The sequence below is a fragment of the Lysobacter soli genome (genome assembly GCF_009755585.1).
In the GTDB taxonomy this organism is placed as follows: Bacteria; Pseudomonadota; Gammaproteobacteria; order Xanthomonadales; family Xanthomonadaceae; genus Lysobacter_J; species Lysobacter_J soli.
In genome coordinates, this window is the sequence record NZ_CP046603.1 from 1,354,679 (window position 1) to 1,375,290 (window position 20,612).

The 20,612-nt window shown below is 68.7% G+C and carries 18 protein-coding genes; 15 read left to right on the top strand and 3 right to left on the bottom strand.

Features of this window, described 5'->3' with window-relative positions; translation table 11 throughout:
* The first annotated feature begins 179 nt into the window (after positions 1-179).
* The 15 genes from GOY17_RS06225 (at position 180) to sugE (ending at position 17,984) form a co-directional block, all read left to right on the top strand.
* Entirely contained in the window at positions 180-1,184 is a 1,005-nt protein-coding gene (locus GOY17_RS06225) for a UDP-glucuronic acid decarboxylase family protein (RefSeq protein ID WP_425482290.1), read from the top strand.
* Positions 1,171-2,322 (top strand): NAD-dependent epimerase/dehydratase family protein, encoded by a 1,152-nt coding sequence (locus GOY17_RS06230; protein ID WP_157029723.1) that lies wholly within the window; start codon positions 1,171-1,173, stop codon positions 2,320-2,322. The genes GOY17_RS06225 and GOY17_RS06230 overlap by 14 nt, the downstream gene beginning before the upstream one ends.
* Positions 2,319-3,419, top strand: coding sequence for an NAD-dependent epimerase/dehydratase family protein (locus GOY17_RS06235; protein ID WP_157029724.1), 1,101 nt, complete (start codon positions 2,319-2,321; stop codon positions 3,417-3,419). Before GOY17_RS06230 ends, GOY17_RS06235 begins: the two co-directional genes overlap by 4 nt.
* Complete coding sequence (locus GOY17_RS06240; RefSeq protein ID WP_157029725.1) at positions 3,416-4,378, top strand: MDR/zinc-dependent alcohol dehydrogenase-like family protein; 963 nt, start codon at positions 3,416-3,418, stop codon at positions 4,376-4,378. The genes GOY17_RS06235 and GOY17_RS06240 overlap by 4 nt, the downstream gene beginning before the upstream one ends.
* Entirely contained in the window at positions 4,375-5,286 is a 912-nt protein-coding gene (locus GOY17_RS06245; protein ID WP_198173828.1) for a Gfo/Idh/MocA family protein, read from the top strand. Before GOY17_RS06240 ends, GOY17_RS06245 begins: the two co-directional genes overlap by 4 nt.
* 90 nt (positions 5,287-5,376) lie before the next feature.
* Positions 5,377-6,516, top strand: coding sequence for a glycosyltransferase family 4 protein (locus GOY17_RS06250; protein WP_198173829.1), 1,140 nt, complete (start codon positions 5,377-5,379; stop codon positions 6,514-6,516).
* Positions 6,513-7,649, top strand: coding sequence for a CgeB family protein (locus GOY17_RS06255; protein ID WP_157029726.1), 1,137 nt, complete (start codon positions 6,513-6,515; stop codon positions 7,647-7,649). The genes GOY17_RS06250 and GOY17_RS06255 overlap by 4 nt, the downstream gene beginning before the upstream one ends.
* Positions 7,642-8,736, top strand: coding sequence for a CgeB family protein (locus GOY17_RS06260; protein WP_157029727.1), 1,095 nt, complete (start codon positions 7,642-7,644; stop codon positions 8,734-8,736). Before GOY17_RS06255 ends, GOY17_RS06260 begins: the two co-directional genes overlap by 8 nt.
* Entirely contained in the window at positions 8,733-9,899 is a 1,167-nt protein-coding gene (locus GOY17_RS06265) for a CgeB family protein (RefSeq protein ID WP_157029728.1), read from the top strand. Before GOY17_RS06260 ends, GOY17_RS06265 begins: the two co-directional genes overlap by 4 nt.
* Positions 9,859-10,137, top strand: coding sequence for a hypothetical protein (locus GOY17_RS06270; RefSeq protein ID WP_157029729.1), 279 nt, complete (start codon positions 9,859-9,861; stop codon positions 10,135-10,137). Before GOY17_RS06265 ends, GOY17_RS06270 begins: the two co-directional genes overlap by 41 nt.
* Positions 10,138-10,139: 2 nt before the next feature.
* On the top strand, positions 10,140-10,907 hold the full coding sequence (locus GOY17_RS06275) for a TIGR04290 family methyltransferase (RefSeq protein ID WP_157029730.1): 768 nt from the start codon (positions 10,140-10,142) through the stop codon (positions 10,905-10,907).
* 51 nt (positions 10,908-10,958) lie between these two features.
* The gene (rnr, locus tag GOY17_RS06280) at positions 10,959-13,442 is read left to right on the top strand and encodes a ribonuclease R (protein WP_425482291.1); all 2,484 of its coding nucleotides are present in this window, start codon (positions 10,959-10,961) and stop codon (positions 13,440-13,442) included.
* Positions 13,443-13,664: 222 nt separating this feature from the next.
* Positions 13,665-14,411, top strand: a complete 747-nt coding sequence (gene rlmB / locus GOY17_RS06285) for a 23S rRNA (guanosine(2251)-2'-O)-methyltransferase RlmB (protein ID WP_157029732.1) — start codon at positions 13,665-13,667, stop codon at positions 14,409-14,411.
* A 136-nt stretch (positions 14,412-14,547) separates the two neighbouring features.
* On the top strand, positions 14,548-17,499 hold the full coding sequence (locus GOY17_RS06290) for a ligand-binding sensor domain-containing diguanylate cyclase (protein WP_232338586.1): 2,952 nt from the start codon (positions 14,548-14,550) through the stop codon (positions 17,497-17,499).
* 167 nt (positions 17,500-17,666) lie between these two features.
* A complete protein-coding gene (sugE, locus tag GOY17_RS06295; protein ID WP_115840810.1) occupies positions 17,667-17,984 on the top strand; it encodes a quaternary ammonium compound efflux SMR transporter SugE in 318 nt (105 codons plus the stop codon).
* A gap of 35 nt (positions 17,985-18,019) precedes the next feature.
* On the opposite strand, the gene GOY17_RS06300 is transcribed toward sugE, so the two are convergent.
* The 3 genes from GOY17_RS06300 to rnt form a co-directional block, all read right to left on the bottom strand.
* Positions 18,020-19,069 (bottom strand): lipid A deacylase LpxR family protein, encoded by a 1,050-nt coding sequence (locus GOY17_RS06300; RefSeq protein ID WP_157029734.1) that lies wholly within the window; start codon positions 19,067-19,069, stop codon positions 18,020-18,022.
* A 297-nt stretch (positions 19,070-19,366) separates the two neighbouring features.
* On the bottom strand, positions 19,367-19,921 hold the full coding sequence (locus tag GOY17_RS06305) for a sugar O-acetyltransferase (protein ID WP_157031619.1): 555 nt from the start codon (positions 19,919-19,921) through the stop codon (positions 19,367-19,369).
* Positions 19,922-19,938: 17 nt separating this feature from the next.
* Positions 19,939-20,583, bottom strand: a complete 645-nt coding sequence (rnt, locus tag GOY17_RS06310) for a ribonuclease T (RefSeq protein WP_115840808.1) — start codon at positions 20,581-20,583, stop codon at positions 19,939-19,941.
* Positions 20,584-20,612: the final 29 nt, after the last annotated feature.

The following is a 20,612-nucleotide window of genomic DNA, read 5'->3' on the forward strand; positions in this document are numbered from 1 at the left end:
CGCGCAGGACGTGTCATCCCCGTCCGCACCTGGCGGATCAGACAGCCCGACGAAGTCGGCCGCGCAGGCGGCACGGGCTTCGTTCGGCTCCCGGAACACCGGGCCCGCGTGCAGCGATGCGCGCGGCATCCCGAAGCACATAGGGAACGGATATGGACGGCGTAGATCGGAACAAGAACGTGCGTCGCAGGGCGCTGGTCGCCGGCGGCGCGGGATTCCTCGGGGCGCACCTTTGCCGGCGACTCGTACAGGACGGTTATGACGTGACGGCGGTGGACAGTCTCGTGACAGGACGCCTGAGCAACCTCGCCGACATGCTGGACGACACAACGGGCGAGGGTCGAGTCCGCTTCGTGCGACATGACGTGACCGAGCCATTCGACGCGCACTTCGACGCATCGGCGGACATCGTCTTCAACCTGGCGTGTTGCGCATCGCCCATCCACTACCAGGCCCAGCCGGTGCATACGTTGAAGACGTGCCTGGAGGGTGCGTTGAACCTGCTCCAGCTTGCGCATCGCAACGGCGCGCGCATCTTCCATGCCTCGACCAGCGAGGTCTACGGCGAGCCCGAAACGCATCCGCAGAAGGAAGGGTATCGCGGTGCCGTCAGCACCACGGGCCCGCGCGCGTGCTACGACGAAGGAAAGCGCTGCGCCGAGACGTTGTTCTTCGACTATCGCCGCCAGCATGGCGTGCAGATCAAGGTCGCGCGCATTTTCAACACCTACGGTCCGTTCATGCGCGAGGACGACGGTCGCGTCGTGTCGAACCTGATCGTGCAGGCGCTGCGCAACGAACCGCTGACGATCTACGGTGAAGGCCTGAAGACGCGCTCGTTCTGCTACGTCGACGACCTCGTGCAGGGCATCATGCGTCTGATGGCCACGCCGCCGGGCTTCACTGGTCCGGTCAACCTCGGCAATCCAGTGGAAGTCACCGTGCTGGAGCTTGCCGAGCGGATCATCTCGCTGACGGGCTCGCACTCGCGGCTGGTACGAAAGCCGATACCCACCGACGATCCGACACGGCGTTGTCCCGACATCTCGCTCGCACGCGAGCACCTCGGCTGGGAGCCGCGCGTCGCGCTCGACGAGGGACTGCGCCGCACCATCGCGTGGTTCGCTGCGCAGGAAGCGTCGCGCGACGTACGCGCCCGGGAGGTGGACCGTGACTGCGCATGAGGGCGGGAACGGCGGCACGGGATCGCGCGGGCGCGTGCTCATCACCGGCGGCGCGGGTTTCGTCGGCTCGCACCTCGCAGACGAACTGCTCGCGCATGGCTACCAGGTGCGCGTGCTGGATGCGCTCGCCGCGCAGGTGCATGGCGACGACGCCCAATGGCCGGCCTATCTGTCTGACGAAGTCGAGCGCATGCAGGGCGATGTCCGTGACGCCGATGCGGTTCGCGCGGCGCTGGAAGGCGTCGATCGCGTGTTCCATCTCGCGGCGGCGGTCGGCGTCGGGCAGAGCATGTACGAGATCGAGCACTACACCGACGTCAACAATCGCGGGACGGCCGTGTTGCTGGAAGCGCTGTCGCGCTCGCCGGTAAAGAAGCTGGTCGTCGCCTCGAGCATGAGCGTCTACGGCGAAGGGCTGTATGCCGATGCGTCCGGTCGCGCCGTTGCTCCACCAGAGCGCGATCCCGAATCGCTCCGACGCGGCGACTGGGAACTGCGCGCGCACGGCGAACCGCTCACGCCGGTGCCCACGAGCGAGGACAAGCCGCCGATGCCCACGTCGGTCTACGCGCTGTCCAAGCTCGACCAGGAACGGCTGTGCCTGATCGTCGGGCAGGCGTACGGCATCCCGGCCACGGCGCTGCGGTTCTTCAACATCTACGGAACGCGGCAGGCGCTGTCGAATCCCTACACCGGCGTGCTCGCGATCTTCGCGTCGCGGTACATGAACGGCAAACCGCCGCGCATCTTCGAGGACGGGAACCAGCGTCGCGATTTCGTCCACGTGAGCGACATCGCGCGCGCATGCCGACTCGCGTTGGAGTCGGATGCGGCCACCGGTCGCGCGATCAACGTAGGCAGTGGCGTGTCGGTGTCGATTGCCGAGGTCGCGCACGCGATGGCGAAAGCGCTGGAGGTCGACGCCCTGCCGCCGGAAATCACGGGCCAGTTCCGCGTCGGCGACATCCGGCACTGCTTCGCCGACATCACGCTGGCGCGCGAGCTGCTCGGCTACGCGCCGCGCGTGACGCTGGAGCAGGGCCTGGCCGAACTTGTCGAATGGATGCAGGACCAGCAGGCGGTGGATCGCGTAGACGTGGCCGCAGCCGAGCTGGCGAGCCGGGGGTTGCAGCGATGAACGCACGAACGCATCTGCACGAGCCCACGAACGAAGGCCCGGTGCTGATCACCGGGGGCGCCGGCTTCATCGGCACGAACCTGGCGACACGGCTGCTGGACTCGGGGCGGCGCGTCGTCGTCTTCGACAACCTGTCGCGTCCCGGCGTGGAGGCGAATGCGCACTGGTTGTGGCACCGCTTCGGCGATCGCGTCGCCATCGAGATCGGCGACGTGCGCGATGCGGGGCGTGTGCGTGGCCTCGTGGCGGACGCGTCGCAGGTCTTCCACTTCGCCGCGCAAGTCGCGGTGACGTCGAGCCTGGTCGATCCACGCGACGATTTCGAGACCAACCTGGGCGGGACGCTCAATGTCCTCGAAGCGATGCGCGCGATGGAAACGCCGCCGTCGCTGGTCTTCACCTCCACCAACAAGGTCTACGGCGCGCTGGACGACATCGCGCTGGATCGTGCCGGCGACCGCTACGCGCCAAGCGACGAGGCGCTGCGCGGCGCGGGTGTGAGCGAAACTCGACCGCTGGATTTCCACAGTCCCTACGGCTGTTCGAAGGGCGGCGCGGACCAGTACGTGCTCGACTACGCGCGCAGTTTCGGGCTGCCCGCGGCCTTGTTCCGCATGAGCTGCATCTACGGGCCGCACCAGTGCGGCAACGAGGACCAGGGCTGGGTCGCGCATTTCCTGCGCTGCGCGCTCCGACGCGAGCCCATCACCATCTACGGTGACGGCCGGCAGGTGCGCGACATCCTGTTCGCGACGGACCTCGCTGACGCGTTCGTGCGATGCCAGGCGCGCATGCACGAGCTCGCCGGGCGTGCGTTCAACATGGGCGGCGGTCCGCCGAATGCGCTGAGCCTGCGCGAGGTACTCGGCACCATTGCCTCGCTCACGGGCCGCGCGCCGCAGATCGAATACGGGCCGTGGCGCGTGGGCGACCAGCGTTGGTACGTGTCCGACACGCAGGCATTCCGGCGCGCAACGGGATGGGCACCGGCGGTGGATGCGCAGGAGGGCATCGCGCGGCTGCACGAGTGGCTGGTCGAGACGACGATGCCGTCGCAGGCGCGCGTGCCGGCGACGTCACGGACGCACGCCGCATGAGCACGATGCGCTCGGCGGTATTCGACGGCGATGAACGCGTCCGCGTCGCGCGCACGTCGCGACCGGAACCCGCGAAGGGCGAGGTGCGCGTACGCCTGCACGGCTGCGGCGTGTGTGCCTCCAACCTCCCCGTGTGGGCGGGACGACCGTGGTTCGAGTACCCGTTCGATCCCGGAGCCCCCGGGCACGAGGGCTGGGGCGAGGTCGACGCGGTGGGCGACAACGTGCACGAGTGGCGTCCCGGTGATCGCGTTGCGCTGCTTTCCGGCCGCGCCTATGCCGAGTACGACATCGCACGGCCCGAATCCCTGGCGCGCCTGCCATCCATCGCGGCGTCGCGCGCATTGCCGGGTGAACCGCTCGCCTGCGCGATGAACATCTGGCGACGCAGCGACATCCGCTCGGGCCAGACGGTGGCGATCGTCGGCGTGGGCTTCATCGGCGCGTTGTTGATCCAGCTTGCGACGCATGCGGGCGCACGCGTCTTCGCCTTGTCGCGACGTCCGTTCGCGCGCGACGTGGCACGCAGCTGCGGCGCCAGCGACGTGTTCGACACCGCCAACGTGCATGCCGCCATCGGTGCGGTCAACGAACTCAGCGGCGGCGGGGGATGCGCGCGCGTGATCGAAGCGGCAGGCGAGCAGGCGACGCTCGACATCGCCAGCGGGATCAGCGCCGAAGGCGGGCGGCTGATGATCGCCGGCTACCACCAGGACGGCCCGCGGCAGGTCGACATGCAACAGTGGAACTGGCGCGGCCTCGACGTGATCAACGCACACGAGCGCGATTCCGCCGTCGCGTCGCGCGGTCTGCGCGAGGCAATGGATGCGGTGGAGGAGGGACGTCTGGATCCGTTTTCCCTGATCACACACCGCTTCGCCCTCGACCGTATCGGCGACGCGTTCCACACCTTGTCGACGCGGCCGGACGGATTCCTCAAAGCGGCGGTGATCGCATGAACGCACGACTTCACCCTGCGATGCAGGCGCCGCGCCTGGGCTTTCTGGGGCTCGGCTGGATCGGCTGCCAGCGCATGCAGGTGCTGGCCGACAGCGGCACCGCGACGATCGGCGCCATCGCCGACAGCAATCCCGAGAGCCTCGCCCGAGCGGTGCTGCACGCACCGGACGCGAGGCGTTGTCGCACCATCGACGAGCTGCTGGCGATGGACGATCTGGACGGCATCGTGATCGCGACGCCCAGCGGGGCGCACGCGGTGCAGGCGATCGCCGCGCTCGATCGCGGGCTTGCGGTGTTCTGCCAGAAGCCGCTCACGCGCACAGCGCTGGAAGCCCGGCAGGTCGTGGAGGCGGCGCGTCGCGCCGATCGCCTGCTCGCGGTCGATTTCAGCTACCGCCATCTCGACGGCGTCGCCGATCTTCGCGAACGCATGCAGCGCGGCGACTTCGGCGACGTCCATGCGGTCGATCTCCAGTTCCATAACGCCTACGGGCCCGACAAACCGTGGTTCTACGAGCTGTCGCAGTCCGGCGGCGGATGCGTGATGGACCTGGGCATCCATCTCATCGATCTCGCGCAATGGCTGTGCGACTCGATGGGGCACTCGGAGCTGGGCGCGATGCTGCACGCCGGTGGCCGGCCGTTGCTCGCGCCGCTGCGCGAAGTCGAGGACTACGCGACCGCGCAGTGGCAGCTCGACAACAACGCGAGCGTGCGGATGGCCTGTTCGTGGCGGCTGCCTGCCGGACGCGATGCGGTGATCGAAGCGGCCTTCTACGGCACGCGCGGCGGCGCGGCGATCCGCAATGTCGCGGGTTCCTTCTACGACTCACCGTCGACCTGTTCGAAGGGACGCGCACGACCCGCATCGCCTCTCCGCCCGACGCGTGGGGCGGACGGGCGCTGATCGAATGGACGCGCCGCGTGCAGGCCGGCGAAGGATTCGACCCGCAATCCCGCACGCTGGTCGATGTCGCGCAGACGGTGGATGCGATCTATGGCCGCTAAGCGCCTGCGCGTGATGATGACCGCCGACACCATCGGCGGCGTGTGGACGTTCGCGATGGAATTGTGCGAACAGCTCTGCGCGCACGGCGATCGCGTGCTCCTTGCTGCGACTGGCCGCGAGCTCGATGCCGCGCAGCGTGCGCAGGCGGCGAGCATCGCTGGACTCACGTTGCGCGCCTTGCCGTACAAGCTGGTCTGGATGCCGGATCCATGGCGCGATCTGCACGCCGCAGGATCATGGCTCCAAGCGCTGGCGCGCGAGTTCCGACCCGACGTCGTGCATCTGAACGATCTGTCGCAGGGCGATGTGGCTTGGCACTGCCCGGTGGTCGTCACGGCGCATTCGTGCGTGTGCTCGTGGTGGCGCGCCGTGCACGGCGAAGCCGCGCCCGCATCGTGGTACCGCTACCGGCAGCACGTCGCGGCGACCTTGCATGCGGCCGACCACGTCGTCGCGCCCTCGCACGCGATGAGCCATGCGCTCGTGCGCGAGCACGGATCTCTGGCATCGACGCAGGTCATCCATAACGGGCGGACCGCCTGCGCTGGGCAGGCAAGCAAGGAGCCGTTCGTCTTCGCGGCAGGGCGCCTGTGGGACGAGGCGAAGAACCTGCAGACGCTGGCGAGGATCGCGCCGGACCTGCCGTGGCCGGTCTGCATCGCCGGCGATGCGCGCCATCCCGGTGACGGAAGCACGGCCACGTTCGGAAACGTGCGCGCGTTGGGATCGCTGGAAGAAGACGCCGTTCGCGCCTACATGGCCCGCGCCGCGGTCTATGCATTGCCTGCACGTTACGAGCCGTTCGGTCTGTCGGTGCTCGAAGCGGCGCAGGCGGGGTGCGCGCTGGTGCTCGGCGATATCCCGAGCCTGCGGGAAGTGTGGGGCGATGCCGCGTCGTTCGTGGCGCCCGGGGACGCCGACGGGCTCCGGGATGCGCTGCTTCGCCTCATTGACGACGAACCGCTGCGCCATGCGCTGTCGCGCAAGGCGCGCCGCCGTGCCGCGCGCTACACGCCGCGTGCGATGGCCGTGCAGTACCGCGAAGCCTATGTCGAACTGCTGGAGCGCCGCAGCGCGCCAGAGAACCGCAACCACGCCGTGGTCGTCAGCGCAGGAGCGCATCCATGAAGTTCGTCCTGTTCTATCACTCGCTCGTGTCCGACTGGAACCATGGCAATGCGCATTTCCTGCGCGGCGTCGTGGCCGAACTGCAAGCGCGCGGGCACCAGGTCGAGGTGTACGAACCCGAGGATGCGTGGAGCGTCGCACAGCTCGTCGCCGACCACGGCGAGGACGCCATCGCGCAGTGGCAGGCGCGCTATCCGCAGCTGCGCAGCCACCGTTACCGGCGTGACCGGTTCGACGTGGACGAAGCGCTGGATGGCGCGGACGTCGCGCTTGTTCACGAATGGAACGAGCCCTCGCTGGTGGCCGACATCGGAAACCGCGCGCCGGCAGCGTGCCGCGTCTTCTTCCACGACACCCATCATCGCAGCGTCAGCGCGCCCGATGACATGGCGCGCTACGACCTGCGTGGCTACGACGGCGTGCTCGCCTTTGGCGAGGCCGTGCGGCAGCGCTATCTCGACAACGCCTGGTGCGAACGTGCGTTCACGTGGCACGAAGCGGCCGATACGCGCGTGTTCCATCCGATAAAAAAGCCGGACGAACCCGACGGCGATCTGGTGTGGATCGGCAACTGGGGCGACGACGAACGCGAGGCTGAGCTGCGCGAATACCTCGTCGAGCCGGTCCGCGAACTGGGCCTGCGCGCACGCCTGCATGGCGTTCGCTATCCGGCGCATGCGCTGGCGATGCTGCGTGAAGCCGACATCGAGTACCGCGGCTGGTTACCGAACTGGCGCGTGCCGGAGGTGTTCGCGCGCTACACGGCTACGGTCCACGTGCCGCGTCGTCCCTACGCGCGGCTGCTGCCGGGCATTCCGACCATCCGCGTGTTCGAGGCGCTCGCCTGCGGCATTCCCCTCGTAAGCGCGCCGTGGGATGACGTCGAGCACCTGTTCGCGCCGGGTCGCGATTTCCTGGTCGCACGCGACGGCGCGCAGATGCGCGAGCACCTGCGCATGCTGGTGGCCGATCCATCCTCGGTGAGCGAACTCGCCGCACACGGGCTCGCCACCGTCCTCGCGCGACACACCTGTGTGCACCGCGTCGACGAACTGCTTTCCATCGTGTCGTCGCTCGCCGCATCCGCCGACACACCCGCTCGTTCCACGTCCCGGAGCCTGTCCCATGCCTAGCCCCCTTCGCATCGCCTTCTTCGGCTCCAGCCTCGTGTCGTCGTACTGGAACGGCGCGGCCACTTATTACCGCGGCATCGTGCGGGCGCTTCACCAGCGCGGCCATCGCGTGACGTTCTTCGAACCCGACGCGTTCGAGCGGCAACAGCATCGCGACATGGACGATCCCGAGTGGGCGGACGTCGTGGTGTACCCGGCCAACGGCGAGGCCGATGCCGCGCGCGCGCTCGAACAGGCGCGCGGCGCGGACCTGGTGGTGAAGGCCAGCGGCGTCGGCGTGTTCGACGAGTTCCTCGAACGCGAGGTGCTGGCGCTGCGCTCGCCGTCGACGTGGGTCGCGTTCTGGGACGTGGACGCGCCCGCGACGCTGGAGCGCATGCTGTCGAACCCGCAGGACCCGCTGCGTGCGCACGTTCCGCGATACGACCTCGTGCTGACCTACGGCGGCGGACAGCGCGTGATCGACGCCTACCTGGGCCTCGATGCGCGCGAATGCGTGCCGATCTACAACGCGCTCGATCCCGATACGCACCACCCGGTGCCGATGGACCATCGCTTCGCCGCGGACCTGGGTTTCCTCGGCAACCGCCTTCCCGATCGCGAGCAGCGCGTGCACCGCTTCTTCTTCGACGCCGCGCGGAAGGCGCCGGAGTTCGACTACCTGCTCGGCGGCAGCGGATGGGACGACGAGGATCTTCCCAGCAACGTCACGCGGCTCGGCCACGTACCCACGCGCGATCACAACGCGTTCAACTGCAGCGCGCACATGGTGCTCAACATCAACCGCGACAGCATGGCGAGGTTCGGTTTCTCGCCGCCCACGCGGGTGTTCGAGGCGGCCGGGGCGGGCGCGTGCCTGATGACCGATGCGTGGGACGGCATCGAGATGTTCCTCGAACCCGGGCGCGAAGTACTGATCGCCGACAGCGCCGAGCAGGTCAACCAGCACCTTCGTGCCATCGGCCCCGTGCTCGCGCGCCAGATCGGCGAGCGTGCGCGGGCGCGCATGCTGCGCGAGCACACGTATGCGCATCGCGCGGTGCAGCTGGAATCGCTGCTGGAGGCGCGCCTGCGCGCGGCGGCATGAAGGGCGCGCCGCTGGACACCGTCGTGATCGGCCTGAGCCTGCGTTCGGCGTGGGGCAATGGCCATGCCACGACGTATCGCGCGTTGCTCGGCGCGCTGGAGGCGCGCGGCGATCGCGTGCTGTTCCTCGAACGCGACGTGCCGTGGTACGCGCAGAACCAGGACGCGGCAGACGAACTGCCCGGGCGGCTTTCGCTGTACGCGGACCTCGACGCACTGCAGGACCACCACGCCGATGACGTCGCCAATGCCGATCTCGTGATCGTGGGGTCCTACGTGCCGCAGGGCACCGAGGTGGGCCGCTGGGCGCAGCGCACCGCGCGCGGCGTCGTCGCGTTCTACGACATCGATACGCCGGTGACGCTAGCCGCGCTCGCACAAGGGCGCTGCGCCTACGTGGATGCGGAGGCGATCGCCGGCTACGACCTCTATTTGTCGTTCAGCGGCGGCCCGGCGCTGGACACGCTCCAGCAGCGCTATGGCGCACGCATGGCGGTGCCGCTGTACTGCTCGGCCGATCCGGAGCGCTATTTCCCCGAGGAGCGGGAGGTGGAGTACGACCTCGGATACATGGGCACCTACAGCGACGATCGCCAGCCCATGCTCGATCGCCTGCTGCTGCAGCCGGCGCGCACGTGGGACGAAGGCCGCTTCGTCGTGGCCGGCCCGCAGTATCCGGACACCGTGCAATGGCCGCGCAATGTCGAACGCATCGAGCATCTGCCGCCGTCGGGCCATCGGGGCTTCTACAACCTCCAGCGCTTCACGCTGAACGTGACGCGCGCGGACATGGTGGCGATGGGGCATTCGCCGAGCGTGCGCCTGTTCGAGGCCGCCGCGTGCGGCACGCCCATCGTGTCCGACCCATGGACCGGCCTGGACGCCCTGTTCGCGCCGGGGAAGGAGATCCTGATCGCACAGTCCGGCGCGCAGGCACTGCACTGGGTGCAGGGGATGCCCGACGCGATGCGACGCCGGATCGGCCTCGCCGCACGCGCGCGTTTCCTCGCCGAGCACACCCCCGCGCATCGCGCGCAATCGCTGCACACGTATTTCGAACGCGCGGCGGCGCGGCGTTCGCGCGCCACGTCGCCACGCCTTTCCGGCAACAGGAGGACATCGCATGAGCAAGCATTCGTCCCATCAGACCACCGACCACAATGAGATCCGTCGCTGGACGGAGGCGCGCGACGGCTTTCCCGCGACCGTGCGCGGCACCGCCGAGCGCGGCGAGGAAGCCGGGCTGCTGCGCATCATGTTCCGCGACGACGAGGACCTGGAACAGATCGAGTGGGAGGACTTCTTCGAGAAGTTCGACGAGGAGAAGCTCGCCTTCCTATACCAGGAGAAGACGGCCGACGGCGAGGTGAGCCGCTTCTTCAAGTTCGTGCAGCGGGAGTGAACATGCACGCGCGCGCATCGGGCAGCGTCGAGGCGGCGATCCGCGAGCTCGGCCCGTGGTTCCACAACCTTCATCTTCCCGGCGGAGTGCAGACGGCGCCGCATCACGAGTACGGCGATTTTCCGGCATTCAAATGGCGGCAGATCGCGCCCCACATTCCCGAAGACCTCCATGGCGCGACGGTGCTCGACATCGGATGCAATGCCGGCTTCTACAGTTTCGAACTGGCTCGGCGGGGCGCGCGGGTGACGGCGATCGACATCGATCCCCACTACCTCGACCAGGCCCGCTGGGCGGCGGCGCAGTACGGCCTTCAGGACCGCATCGAGTTCCGGCGAATGCAGGTCTACGAGGTGGCCGACCTCCCGGGCCGGTTCGACTGGGTCTGGCTGATGGGCGTGCTCTACCACCTGCGCCATCCGCTGCTCGCGCTGGACCTGGTGCGCCGCAAGGCGGCCGACCGCATGGTGCTGCAGACGATGACGATGCCGGAGACCGAGCAGGTCCACGCACCGCCCGACGTGGGACTCGACGAGCGCGACCTGCTGCGCGCGCAGGGCTGGCCGCGCATGGCCTTCATCGAGCACCGGCTTGCAGGCGATCCGACCAACTGGTGGGCGCCCAACGATGCGTGTGTGCTCGCGATGCTGCGCAGCTCGGGCTTCTCGATCGAACGCCAGCTCACGCACGAAACCTGGATCTGTCGCGCGACCGGCGAGCCGGACACGTTCGTGCAACGTGAAGTGGAGGCGATCCTGGCGCGGCGCTGACACCGCATCGCCAAGACGCCGCATTCATGCGGATGTGCGACCATGCGCGGCATGAAGAAAAAAGCCTCCGGCTCATCGAAATCCGGCTCGAAATCGGGCTCTCCCAAGTCAGGCTCCCGCAGCGGGAAGAACGCGTCCGGCAAGCCCGGCGCAGGGAAGGCCCAGTCGGCGAAATCCGGCAAGTTCGCCGGCGCTTCCGGCGGCGGTCGCAAGGCGCCACCGGCGCGGCCGGGCTGGATGCCCGAACCGCCTCCGCCAGCGCAGCGTGGTCGCGGCGGTGCCGGTTCGGGTTTCCACGATCCGTACGCCGCACGCGAAGCCGCGCGCTACGAGCAGCCCATCGCCAGTCGCGAGATGATCCTGCAACTGCTCGCGCAGGCCGACGGCCCGCTGTCCGCCGACGAGATCGCGCAGCGCCTGTCGCTGACCGAAGAGAGCCGCTTCGACGCGCTGGGCAAGCGCCTGGCCGCGATGGTGCGCGACGGCCAGCTGCTGCGAAACCGCATGGGCGAATTCCTGCCGGCGCAGCAGCTGGACCTGATTCCGGGCGTGGTCATCGCCAATCCCGACGGATTCGGTTTCCTGCGCCCCGAGTCGGGCGGTGGCGATGATCTCTTCCTGCCGCCGATGGAAATGCGCAAGGCCATGCACGGCGATCGCGTACTCGCGCGCGTCACCGGCGTGGACCGTCGCGGCCGTCGCGAAGGCGCGATCCTGCGCGTGCTCGAACGTCGCCTCAATCGCCTGATCGGCCGCTTCTGCCTGGAAGCCGGCATCAGCTACGTCGTGCCCGATGACCGCCGCATCCAGCGCAACGTGCAGGTGCCGCCGGACGAGCGCATGAATGCGCAGAACGGCCAGCTGGTCGTGGTCGAACTGATCGAGTCGCCGGACGAACACGGCCCGCAGCGCACGCCGATCGGCCGCGTGCTGGCGGTGCTGGGCGATCGACTCACCGCGTCGCTCGCGGTGCAGGCGGCGATCCACGGGCACGAGATCCCGCACGAATTCCCGCAGGCCGTGCTCGACGAAGCCTCGGACGTGCCGCTCACCGTGCCCGAAGAAATCGCCGCACAGCGCGTGGACCTGCGCGAACTGCCGCTGGTGACCATCGACGGCGAGGACGCGAAGGACTTCGACGATGCGGTGTATTGCGAACCCAATCGCAACGGCTTCCGCCTGGTCGTCGCCATCGCCGACGTATCGCATTACGTGCGGCCCGGCACGCCGCTCGACGACGAAGCGCAGAAGCGCGCCACGTCGGTGTATTTCCCCGGGTTCGTCGTTCCGATGCTGCCGGAGACGCTGTCCAACGGCATCTGCTCGCTCAATCCGAAGGTCGACCGCCTGTGCTTCGTCTGCGACATGCAGATCGATCGCGAAGGCGAGGTCACCCGATCGAAGTTCTACGAAGCGGTGATGAACTCGCACGCGCGCCTGACCTACACGCAGGTGTGGAACGCCGTCGGCGAGGACGTCCGCGAGGAAGACAAGCAGGACGCCATCGAACGCATCGGCTCGCTGCTGCCCAACGTGCAGCGCCTGCACCAGCTGTACCAGATCCTCGCCAAGGCCCGCGAACGCCGCGGCGCGATCGAGTTCGAATCCAGCGAAGTGCGCTTCGTGCTCGGTCCGAAGGGCGAGGTCGTGCAGGCGGGCATGCTCCAGCGCAACGACGCGCACAAGCTGATCGAGGAATGCATGATCGCCGCGAACGTGGAGGCGGCGAAGTACCTGATGGCCAGCCACGTGCCGTCGCCGTTCCGCATCCACGAGCGCCCGCCGGAGCAGAAGTACGCCGACCTGCTGGAATTCCTGAAGGAGTTCAAGCTCCGCATGCCGCCGTGGAATCGCGTCGAACCGCGCGATTTCACCGCGCTGCTGAAGAAGATCCGCGAGCGTCCCGATGCCGCGCTGATCGAATCGGTGCTGCTGCGCAGTCAGTCGCTGGCGGTGTATTCGCCGGAGAACGTCGGCCATTTCGGCCTGGCGCTGGAGGCGTACACGCATTTCACCTCGCCGATCCGCCGCTATCCCGACCTGCTGGTGCATCGCGCGATCAAGTACGCGCTGACCGGCGGCAGGCCGGAAAAGTACCGCTATTCGCCGAGCGAAATGGCGGCGCTCACGCTGCAGTGTTCCGAGCGCGAACGTCGCGCCGACGAAGCCGAGCGAGAGGTCGACGAGCGCTACCGCGCAGCGTGGATGGAGCAGCACGTCGGCGGCGAATTCGATGGCGTCATCAGCGGCGTCACCAGCTTCGGGCTGTTCGTCGAGCTGGTGGAATCGAAGGTCACCGGCATGGTGCACGTCACGCAGTTGCCGCACGACTATTACCAGTTCGACCCGATCCGCAAGACGTTGTCGGGCGAACGCGCGGGGCGGCAGTTCCGTCTGGGCGATCGCGTGCGCATCGTGGTGATGAAGGCGAGCGTCGAGGACCGGAAGATCGACTTCAAGCTCGTCGAGGACCGTGGCGTGAAGCCGCTGCCCCCACGCGGGCAGCCGGCGAAGCGGGTGAAGAAGAAGTACTGAGGCCTGCTTTTGCAGCCCGGGTGAGCGAAGGGCACCCGGGCTGCCGCTGAAAGGCAACCGCCGCTCGCACAGCCCAGTGTCCTGCGCCTTGCCTGATCGGGCGAAACCCGTTCAGAAAGGGCCGATCCGCGACCTGCCGCACAAAACACTGGACCTGTGCCCGCGCGCGCACGACGATAACGGCTTTCGGGCGCCTATTGCGCCCCGTTCCCTGGAATTCCCATGAGCCAGAAACAATGGATCGCCGGCATCAACGCCGTGTCGGCGGCGCTCGAACACGATGCCGAACACGTGCGCGAGGTGCTGATCGAGGCCGGCGCGAAGAACCCGCGCATCACCGAGATCGAGAGCAATGCGCGCCGCCTCGACATCGACGTGCGCCGCGTCGCGACGCAGGCACTCGACGGCGTGGTCGGCAACCTGCGCCACCAGGGCGTGGTCGCGCGCTATGCGGCGGCGAAGACGTGGAACGAGAACGAGCTGGAAAGCATCGTCGAAGGTGCCGAAGGCCGCGCACTTCTGTTGATCCTCGACGGCGTGCAGGACCCGCACAACCTCGGCGCGTGCCTGCGCAGCGCGGCCGCGGCCGGCGCGACCGCGGTGATCATCCCGAAGGACAAGTCGGTGCAGGTCAACGCGACCGTGCGCAAGACCTCGGCCGGTGCGGCCGACAGCGTCGCCGTCATCCCGGTGACCAACCTGGCCCGCACGATGCGCGACCTGCAGAAGCTCGGCGTGTGGCTCTACGGCCTGGCCGGCGAAGCGGACACCTCGCTGTATGCGCTGGACCTGAAGGGGAACGTCGGGCTGGTGCTCGGCGGCGAGGCCGACGGCCTTCGCCGCCTCACGCGCGAGAATTGCGACCAGCTGGTGCGCATTCCGATGCCCGGTGGCGACAGCGTCGAAAGCCTCAACGTGTCGGTGGCCGCCGGCGTGACGCTGTTCGAAGCGGTGCGCCAGCGGGGTTGAGCGTGGGCGAACGGGGCCGATAACGCCTGCGGGTACGGGAGTCGGGGTCGCGATGGGGGCTACGCAAACACGGGGAGGGCGCCGCGGCTGGCGGCGATGGCTCGCCTTTTGCGCGTCGTGGCTGCCCGCCGTGGCGATGGCGTTCGCGACGCCGTCGCCGGGCACGTCTTCGGCACTCGGACCACCGCCGCTGCGCGATTACGTGGTCGATGCATGGACGACGCGCAACGGCCTGCCGCACAACTCGCTGCGCGACATCGCGCAGACGCCCGAAGGGCACCTCTGGTTCGCCACCTGGGAAGGCGCGGTCCGCTACAACGGCATCGACTTCACCGTGATCGGTCGCGGCACCACGCCGGCCCTTCGCGACAACGGCATCGGTGCGCTCTACGTCGACCCGGCCGGCCGGCTATGGCTCAGCGACTCCCGCGGCAACCTCGGGCGGCTGCAGCCCGACGGCCAGTGGCGTTTCTGGGAACGCACCGCCGACTGGCCGCAGGCGCTCATCCACGACATGGCGATGGACGATCGCGGCCGCCTGTGGCTGCTGTTCGAGAACCACGGCATGGGGCGCCTGGATCGCGACGATCGCTTCGAATACTTCCCGCCGCCGGCGGGGATTCCGCTGCCTGCGAGCTTTCCGCGCATCGCCATCGATGCCGAGGAACGCATCTGGGTCGGCACGATGGACGGGCTGGTGATCCGCCAACCCGACGGCCGCTGGGAACGCGCACCGGCCCGCTGGAAGCTCCCGCCGGGGCTGGCCTGGCCGTATCGGGCCGCCGACGGCTCGATGTGGTTGGTGGCGGGCGACGGCGTCTACCGGCTGCTCGGCAAGGACGTGGCGCTCGTGAAGCAGGTGCCGGGCCTCGGTCATTTCACCGCGATGCTGCGCGACCGCAACGGCGACCTGTGGCTGGGCACCGAGAACCATGGCCTGGTGCGAATCGGCTCGCATGGCGTGGAGCGGCTGCCGGCCGGCGACGTGCTGCCGAACGGCCGCATCGCCAGCCTGCTGGAAGACGCCGAAGGCAACATCTGGATCGGCGCGAACGGCGGCCTGTTCCGCCTGCGCGAAACGCTCTTCAGCGCGATCACCCGCCGTGATGGCGTGTCCGGCGAATACGTCCGCGCGATCCTGGAAGACCGCGACGGCGACCTGTGGATCGGCGGCGGTGGCGGCCTCGACCGGATGGGCGCCGACGGCCGCATCCACCACGTCGATATCGTTCATGCGGAAAGCGGCAGCGACGCGCCGTCGGTGCTGAGCATCGCGCAGGGCGCCGACGGTGACCTGTGGGTCGGCACCTATGCCGATGGCGTGTACCGCATGCGCGATGGGCGCCTGCAGCGTCGTTACGCGCAGGACGAAGGCGTCCCGAGCGGGCACGTCCGCGCGATCGCCGTCGACGACGCGGGCAGGGTGTGGGCCGGCACGCGACGCGGTGTGGTGAAGCTGGACGCGGACGGCGCGCACGCGCCCACGGCGGCGGGCCTGCCGCAGGGCCTCATCACGTCGCTGGCGAGCATCGACGGCGCGCTGTGGATCGGCTCGGTCGAGGGCGCGCACGTGCTGCGCGGCAACAAGGTCGAGCGCATCGACCTCAGCGCCAGCGGGGCACGTTCGGTGTTCGGCTTCCGCAGCGTCCACGGCGACGTGTGGATCGCGACCGACCGCGGCCTGTACCGCTATCGCGACGGCCGGCTCGCGCGCGTCGGACTCGAACAGGGCCTGCCGGTCGACGCGGTATTCCAGTTCGTGCCCGATCGCGTCGGCAACGTCTGGGTGACCAGCAACCGCGGCGTGCTGCGCATCCGCAAGGACGCGCTCGATACCGCGGCCGACGGCAGCGCCACGCCGCTGCCGAGCGAGCGCTACACGGAAGCCGACGGCCTCCCGAGCGCGCAGGCCAACGGCAGTTCGTCGCCATCGGCGATCCTGCGTCGCGACGGCAGCGTGTGGATCGCCACGGCCGCGGGCGTCGCGTCGGTGGACCCCGTGCGGCTGCAACGCTATGTCGATCGCCGCCCGCCGCCGACGGTGATCGAGCGCGTCGCACTCGACGGCCGCGACGTGCCGTTTGATTCGCGCGCCTCGCTGCCGGGCGGCAAGCGCATCGGCGTGTCGTACGTCGGCCTCAGTTACGTGATGTCCGATCGCATCCGCTATCGCACGCGGCTGATCGGCCTCGACCACGACTGGGTCGAACGCGATCGCCAGCGCACCGTCGAATACATGGGCCTGCCGCCCGGTGATTACGTGCTGCAGGTCGCCGCCGCGCATCCGGGCGGCCCCTGGACCACCGACACGGCGACGTGGTCGTTCACGATCAAGCCGATGTGGTGGCAGCGTACCGACACGCGTGCCGCCGCCGCGTTGCTGTTACTGCTGGTCCTGTGGGCGCTGTATCGCTACCTCGTGCATCGCTATCGCACCAAGAACGTTCGCCTCGCGCGGCTGGTCAACGAGCGCACGCGCGATCTGCAGGCGCAGGCCGAGCGCCTGCTCGCGGCCGATCGCGAACGCGCGCAGCTGCTCGAACGCGTGCGCAGGCAGGCCGTCGCGTACGAACGGCAGGCGCGCGAGGACGCGCTCACCGGCCTGCCGAACCGGCGCCGCTTCGACGAGATCCTCAAGCGCGACATGGCCGTGGCGCAGCGCGCCGGCCATCCGCTGTGCCTGGCGCTGATCGACCTGGATCACTTCAAGCGCATCAACGACACGCACTCGCACGCCGTCGGTGATGCCGTGCTCCGCGAGGCGGCGCTGGTGTTCGCGGCCGGCAGCCGCGCGGCGGACCTGCTCGCGCGACTTGGCGGCGAGGAGTTCGCGCTGCTGTTGCCGGATACCTCGCTGGAGGAGGCGATCGCCATCTGCGAACGCATGCAGCACGCCTTCGAGACGCACGCGTCGTGGGCGGGCGTCGACGGCCTGCGCGTCACCTTCAGCGTCGGCATCGCGCAGTGCCGCTTCGACGATACGCCCGCCCGCCTGCTCGAGCGCGCGGACGCGGCGATGTACCGCGCGAAGAACCAGGGCCGCAACATCATCTGCGTGGACGCCAATCCGCCGGAAGCGCGGCTCTAATTGCGCACGCGCATGCGGCAACGCGCACGTGTAACCCGGCTGTAAACGCGTGCCGCCGCGTGAGGGCCGCGCGCGAAGCCCTGTGGAATAATCCCGATCCAGGAAGCGGGGACGACCCCGCCGCTCCATTCGCACCCGGGGACGGCCCCATCCGACTGGAGACTGTCATGCCCTGGATCATCCTCGTACTCGCCGGCCTGTTCGAAGTGGGCTGGGCGATCGGCCTCAAATACACCGACGGCTTCACGAAGCTGTGGCCGACCGTGGGCACCGTCGCCGCGATGGCGATCAGCCTGGGGTTGCTCGGCATCGCGATGAAATCGCTGCCGGTGGGCACCGCCTATGCGATCTGGGTGGGCGTCGGCGCCGTCGGCACCGTCATCCTCGGCATCGTGCTGTTCAACGAGCCTGTCAATGCGCTGCGCCTGGTCAGCGTGGGCCTGATCGTCGCGGGGCTGGTGGGGTTGAAGCTGGCTTCGCCGTAACCTCATCCCACATTGCGCGGGGACGACGGCAAGTATCAGAACGCCCGGCTGATCGTGAAGCTTCCGAACAACGGGGTTTCCTGTTGCCCGTCGAACTCGCGCGTACCGTGGTAGCGCGCGAGCGCGAACTTCCACCGATTGAACATCACCGCCACGCCGTAGCCGACATTGGCTACGGCGTGGCGCTTGTCGACGCTGTGGCTATCGCGGAAGGCGTTGCCGTCCAGCGTGATGTCCCACAGCACCCAGCGCGTGTCCATCGTCAGGAACAGGTGCGCACCGGGTGTGTACTGGCTTTGCGGTTCGCGCGTGGGCGCGGTGTTCTCGCCGGCCGGGCGCAGCGGCGTGCTGCCGAAATCGTCGGGCAGGTTGCGGCCGAAACGCAGTTCTGCGCCCGCGTTCGCGTACGTCGCGAGGTTGCCGAAGCTGCCGCCGTAGTGCGCGATCGCATCCCAGCCCCAGCCCCGCGCCCCATCGTTCGGGGAAAAGCGGCGCATGCGCTCGTGCACGATGCGGAAGACCGGTTCGTTCTCCAGCTGGTTGTCCCAGCCGCGGAATTTCTCGCTGCCGGTGATGCCGTGGACGGCGTCCTGTGCTTCCTGGCCTAGCGCCGCAGGACCGACCACGCCGAACTGCAGCTTGGTCGTGCGCAGCGCATCGCCTTCGCGCGCGTTGTAGCCCAGCCCGACGAGCAGCGCCGCCGCATACGGGCGATCGTCCTCGATCAGGTCGGCGCGGCTGAAATCGGTCGGCGTGAAAATGCCCTGCGAGAAGGTCGCGATCATGTTCTGCTGCTCGAACGTTTCCGGTTGCAGCGCTTCCAGATGGCGATTCACCCAGCGGGCGAGGCGCGGGATGCACGGATCGTCGGTGTAGTCGCGCAGGTTCGGCGACACCAGCGTCAGCTGCACGCCGTTGCTGTAGCCCTGGTCCTGCCCACCGAGCAGGTCGTTGTCGACGCGCAGGTTGACGATCGGCGGCAGCCGGGTGGGGCCGCTGGTGCAATCGGCGCGGCCGCCCGCGTGCGCGGTGCTCGCGAAGGCGGACAGCAGGAAGGCCGGCAACAGCCATCCGGAACGGTTCATGGGGGCATCCAGGCTGGCGACGGCCCGTGCGGTCGTGGACACGCGACGGGACGCCGGAAAGGTGCGGAAGGATCGCATCGACGCGCGCGTGGCCGCGACGCGCCGGCTGCGATGGAGCATTCCAGCAGCGCTTCTTTAAAACGGTTCTAAGCGCCGGTCAGACCGACGCTTGCCGATCCCGTGCGACGGCGAAAGGGGATTGTCGGCATCTGCGCGCACGGCGGGAACATCCCGGCGCGTCCACAGCGCGTTGCATCGAACGGGACAATGCGGCGATCCGGCCGGACCGCGCGGCCGCTATCGGACGGCAGCGTCCTTCGAAACGATGCGCGCCGGATTGCCCGCCACCGTCGCGCTCGCCGGCACGTCGCGCGTGACCACGCTGCCCGCGCCGATCAGCGCGTCGTCGCCGATGGTCACGCCGGGCAGCACGATCGCGCCGCCGCCGATCCACACGTTGCGGCCGATGCGCACGGGCTTGCCGAATTCCCAGCCTTCGCGGCGCTGCGAGGGATCGCGCGGGTGGTCCGCCGTGTAGATCTGCACCGCCGGACCGATCTGCGTGCCGTCGCCGATGTCCACGCGCACCACGTCGAGGATCACGCAGTCGAAATTGAGGAACACGCCGCGGCCCAGATGCACGTTGAAGCCGTAGTCGCAATGGAAGGGCGGTCGGATCTCGCTGCCTTCGCCCGCGGCGCCCAGTCGCTCGACGAGCAACGCGTGGCGTTGCGCCGGCGTCATGCCCAGCGCGGCGTTGTAGCGCACCAGCCATTCGCGCGTTGCGGCCTGCGCCGCCTGGATCTCCGCATCGTCGGCGCGGTACAGCTCGCCGGCGAGCATGCGCTGCATCGGCGTGCGCGTATCGCTCACGGCGCCACCACCGGCGGCACAGGCGAGGGCCACGCGTTGACGATGCGGCAGAACAGCTGCGCGGTGCGCTCGGTGTCGTAGACGGCCGAATGCTGCTCCTCGCTGTTCCACGACAATCCGGCCGCCTGCACCGCACGCGCGAGCACCGTCTGCCCGTACGCGACGCCGGCCAGGCTCACCGTGTCGAACACGCTGAAGGGATGGAACGGATTGCGCTTGTGGCCGCTGCGCGCGACCGCCGCGTTGAGGAAGTTCAGGTCGAAATGCGCGTTGTGACCGACGAGGATCGCGCGCTGGCAGCCGTGCTTCTTCAGTGCGGCGCGCACTGGCGCAAAGACGGTTTCCAGCGCGACGCGTTCGGTCTTCGCGTCGCGGAACGGATGGTCGATGTCGATGCCGGTGACTTCCAGCGACTTCGGATCGATGTCCAGTCCGGGCGCCGGCACGACGTGGCTGCTGGTGATCTCGCCGACGACGAGCAGCCCGTTCTCGTCCAGGTCGATCGGCGCCACGGCGATCTCGAGCAGCGCATGGCGGTTCCAGTCGAAGCCGCCGGTTTCCACGTCCACCACCACCGGCAGGAAGCCGCGGAAACGGGTGCAAAGTCGGGCGGGCGGGGCGGGTGCGTCGGCGTTCTGCATGGCCGAAAGGTTAGCAGACGGGTCAAATG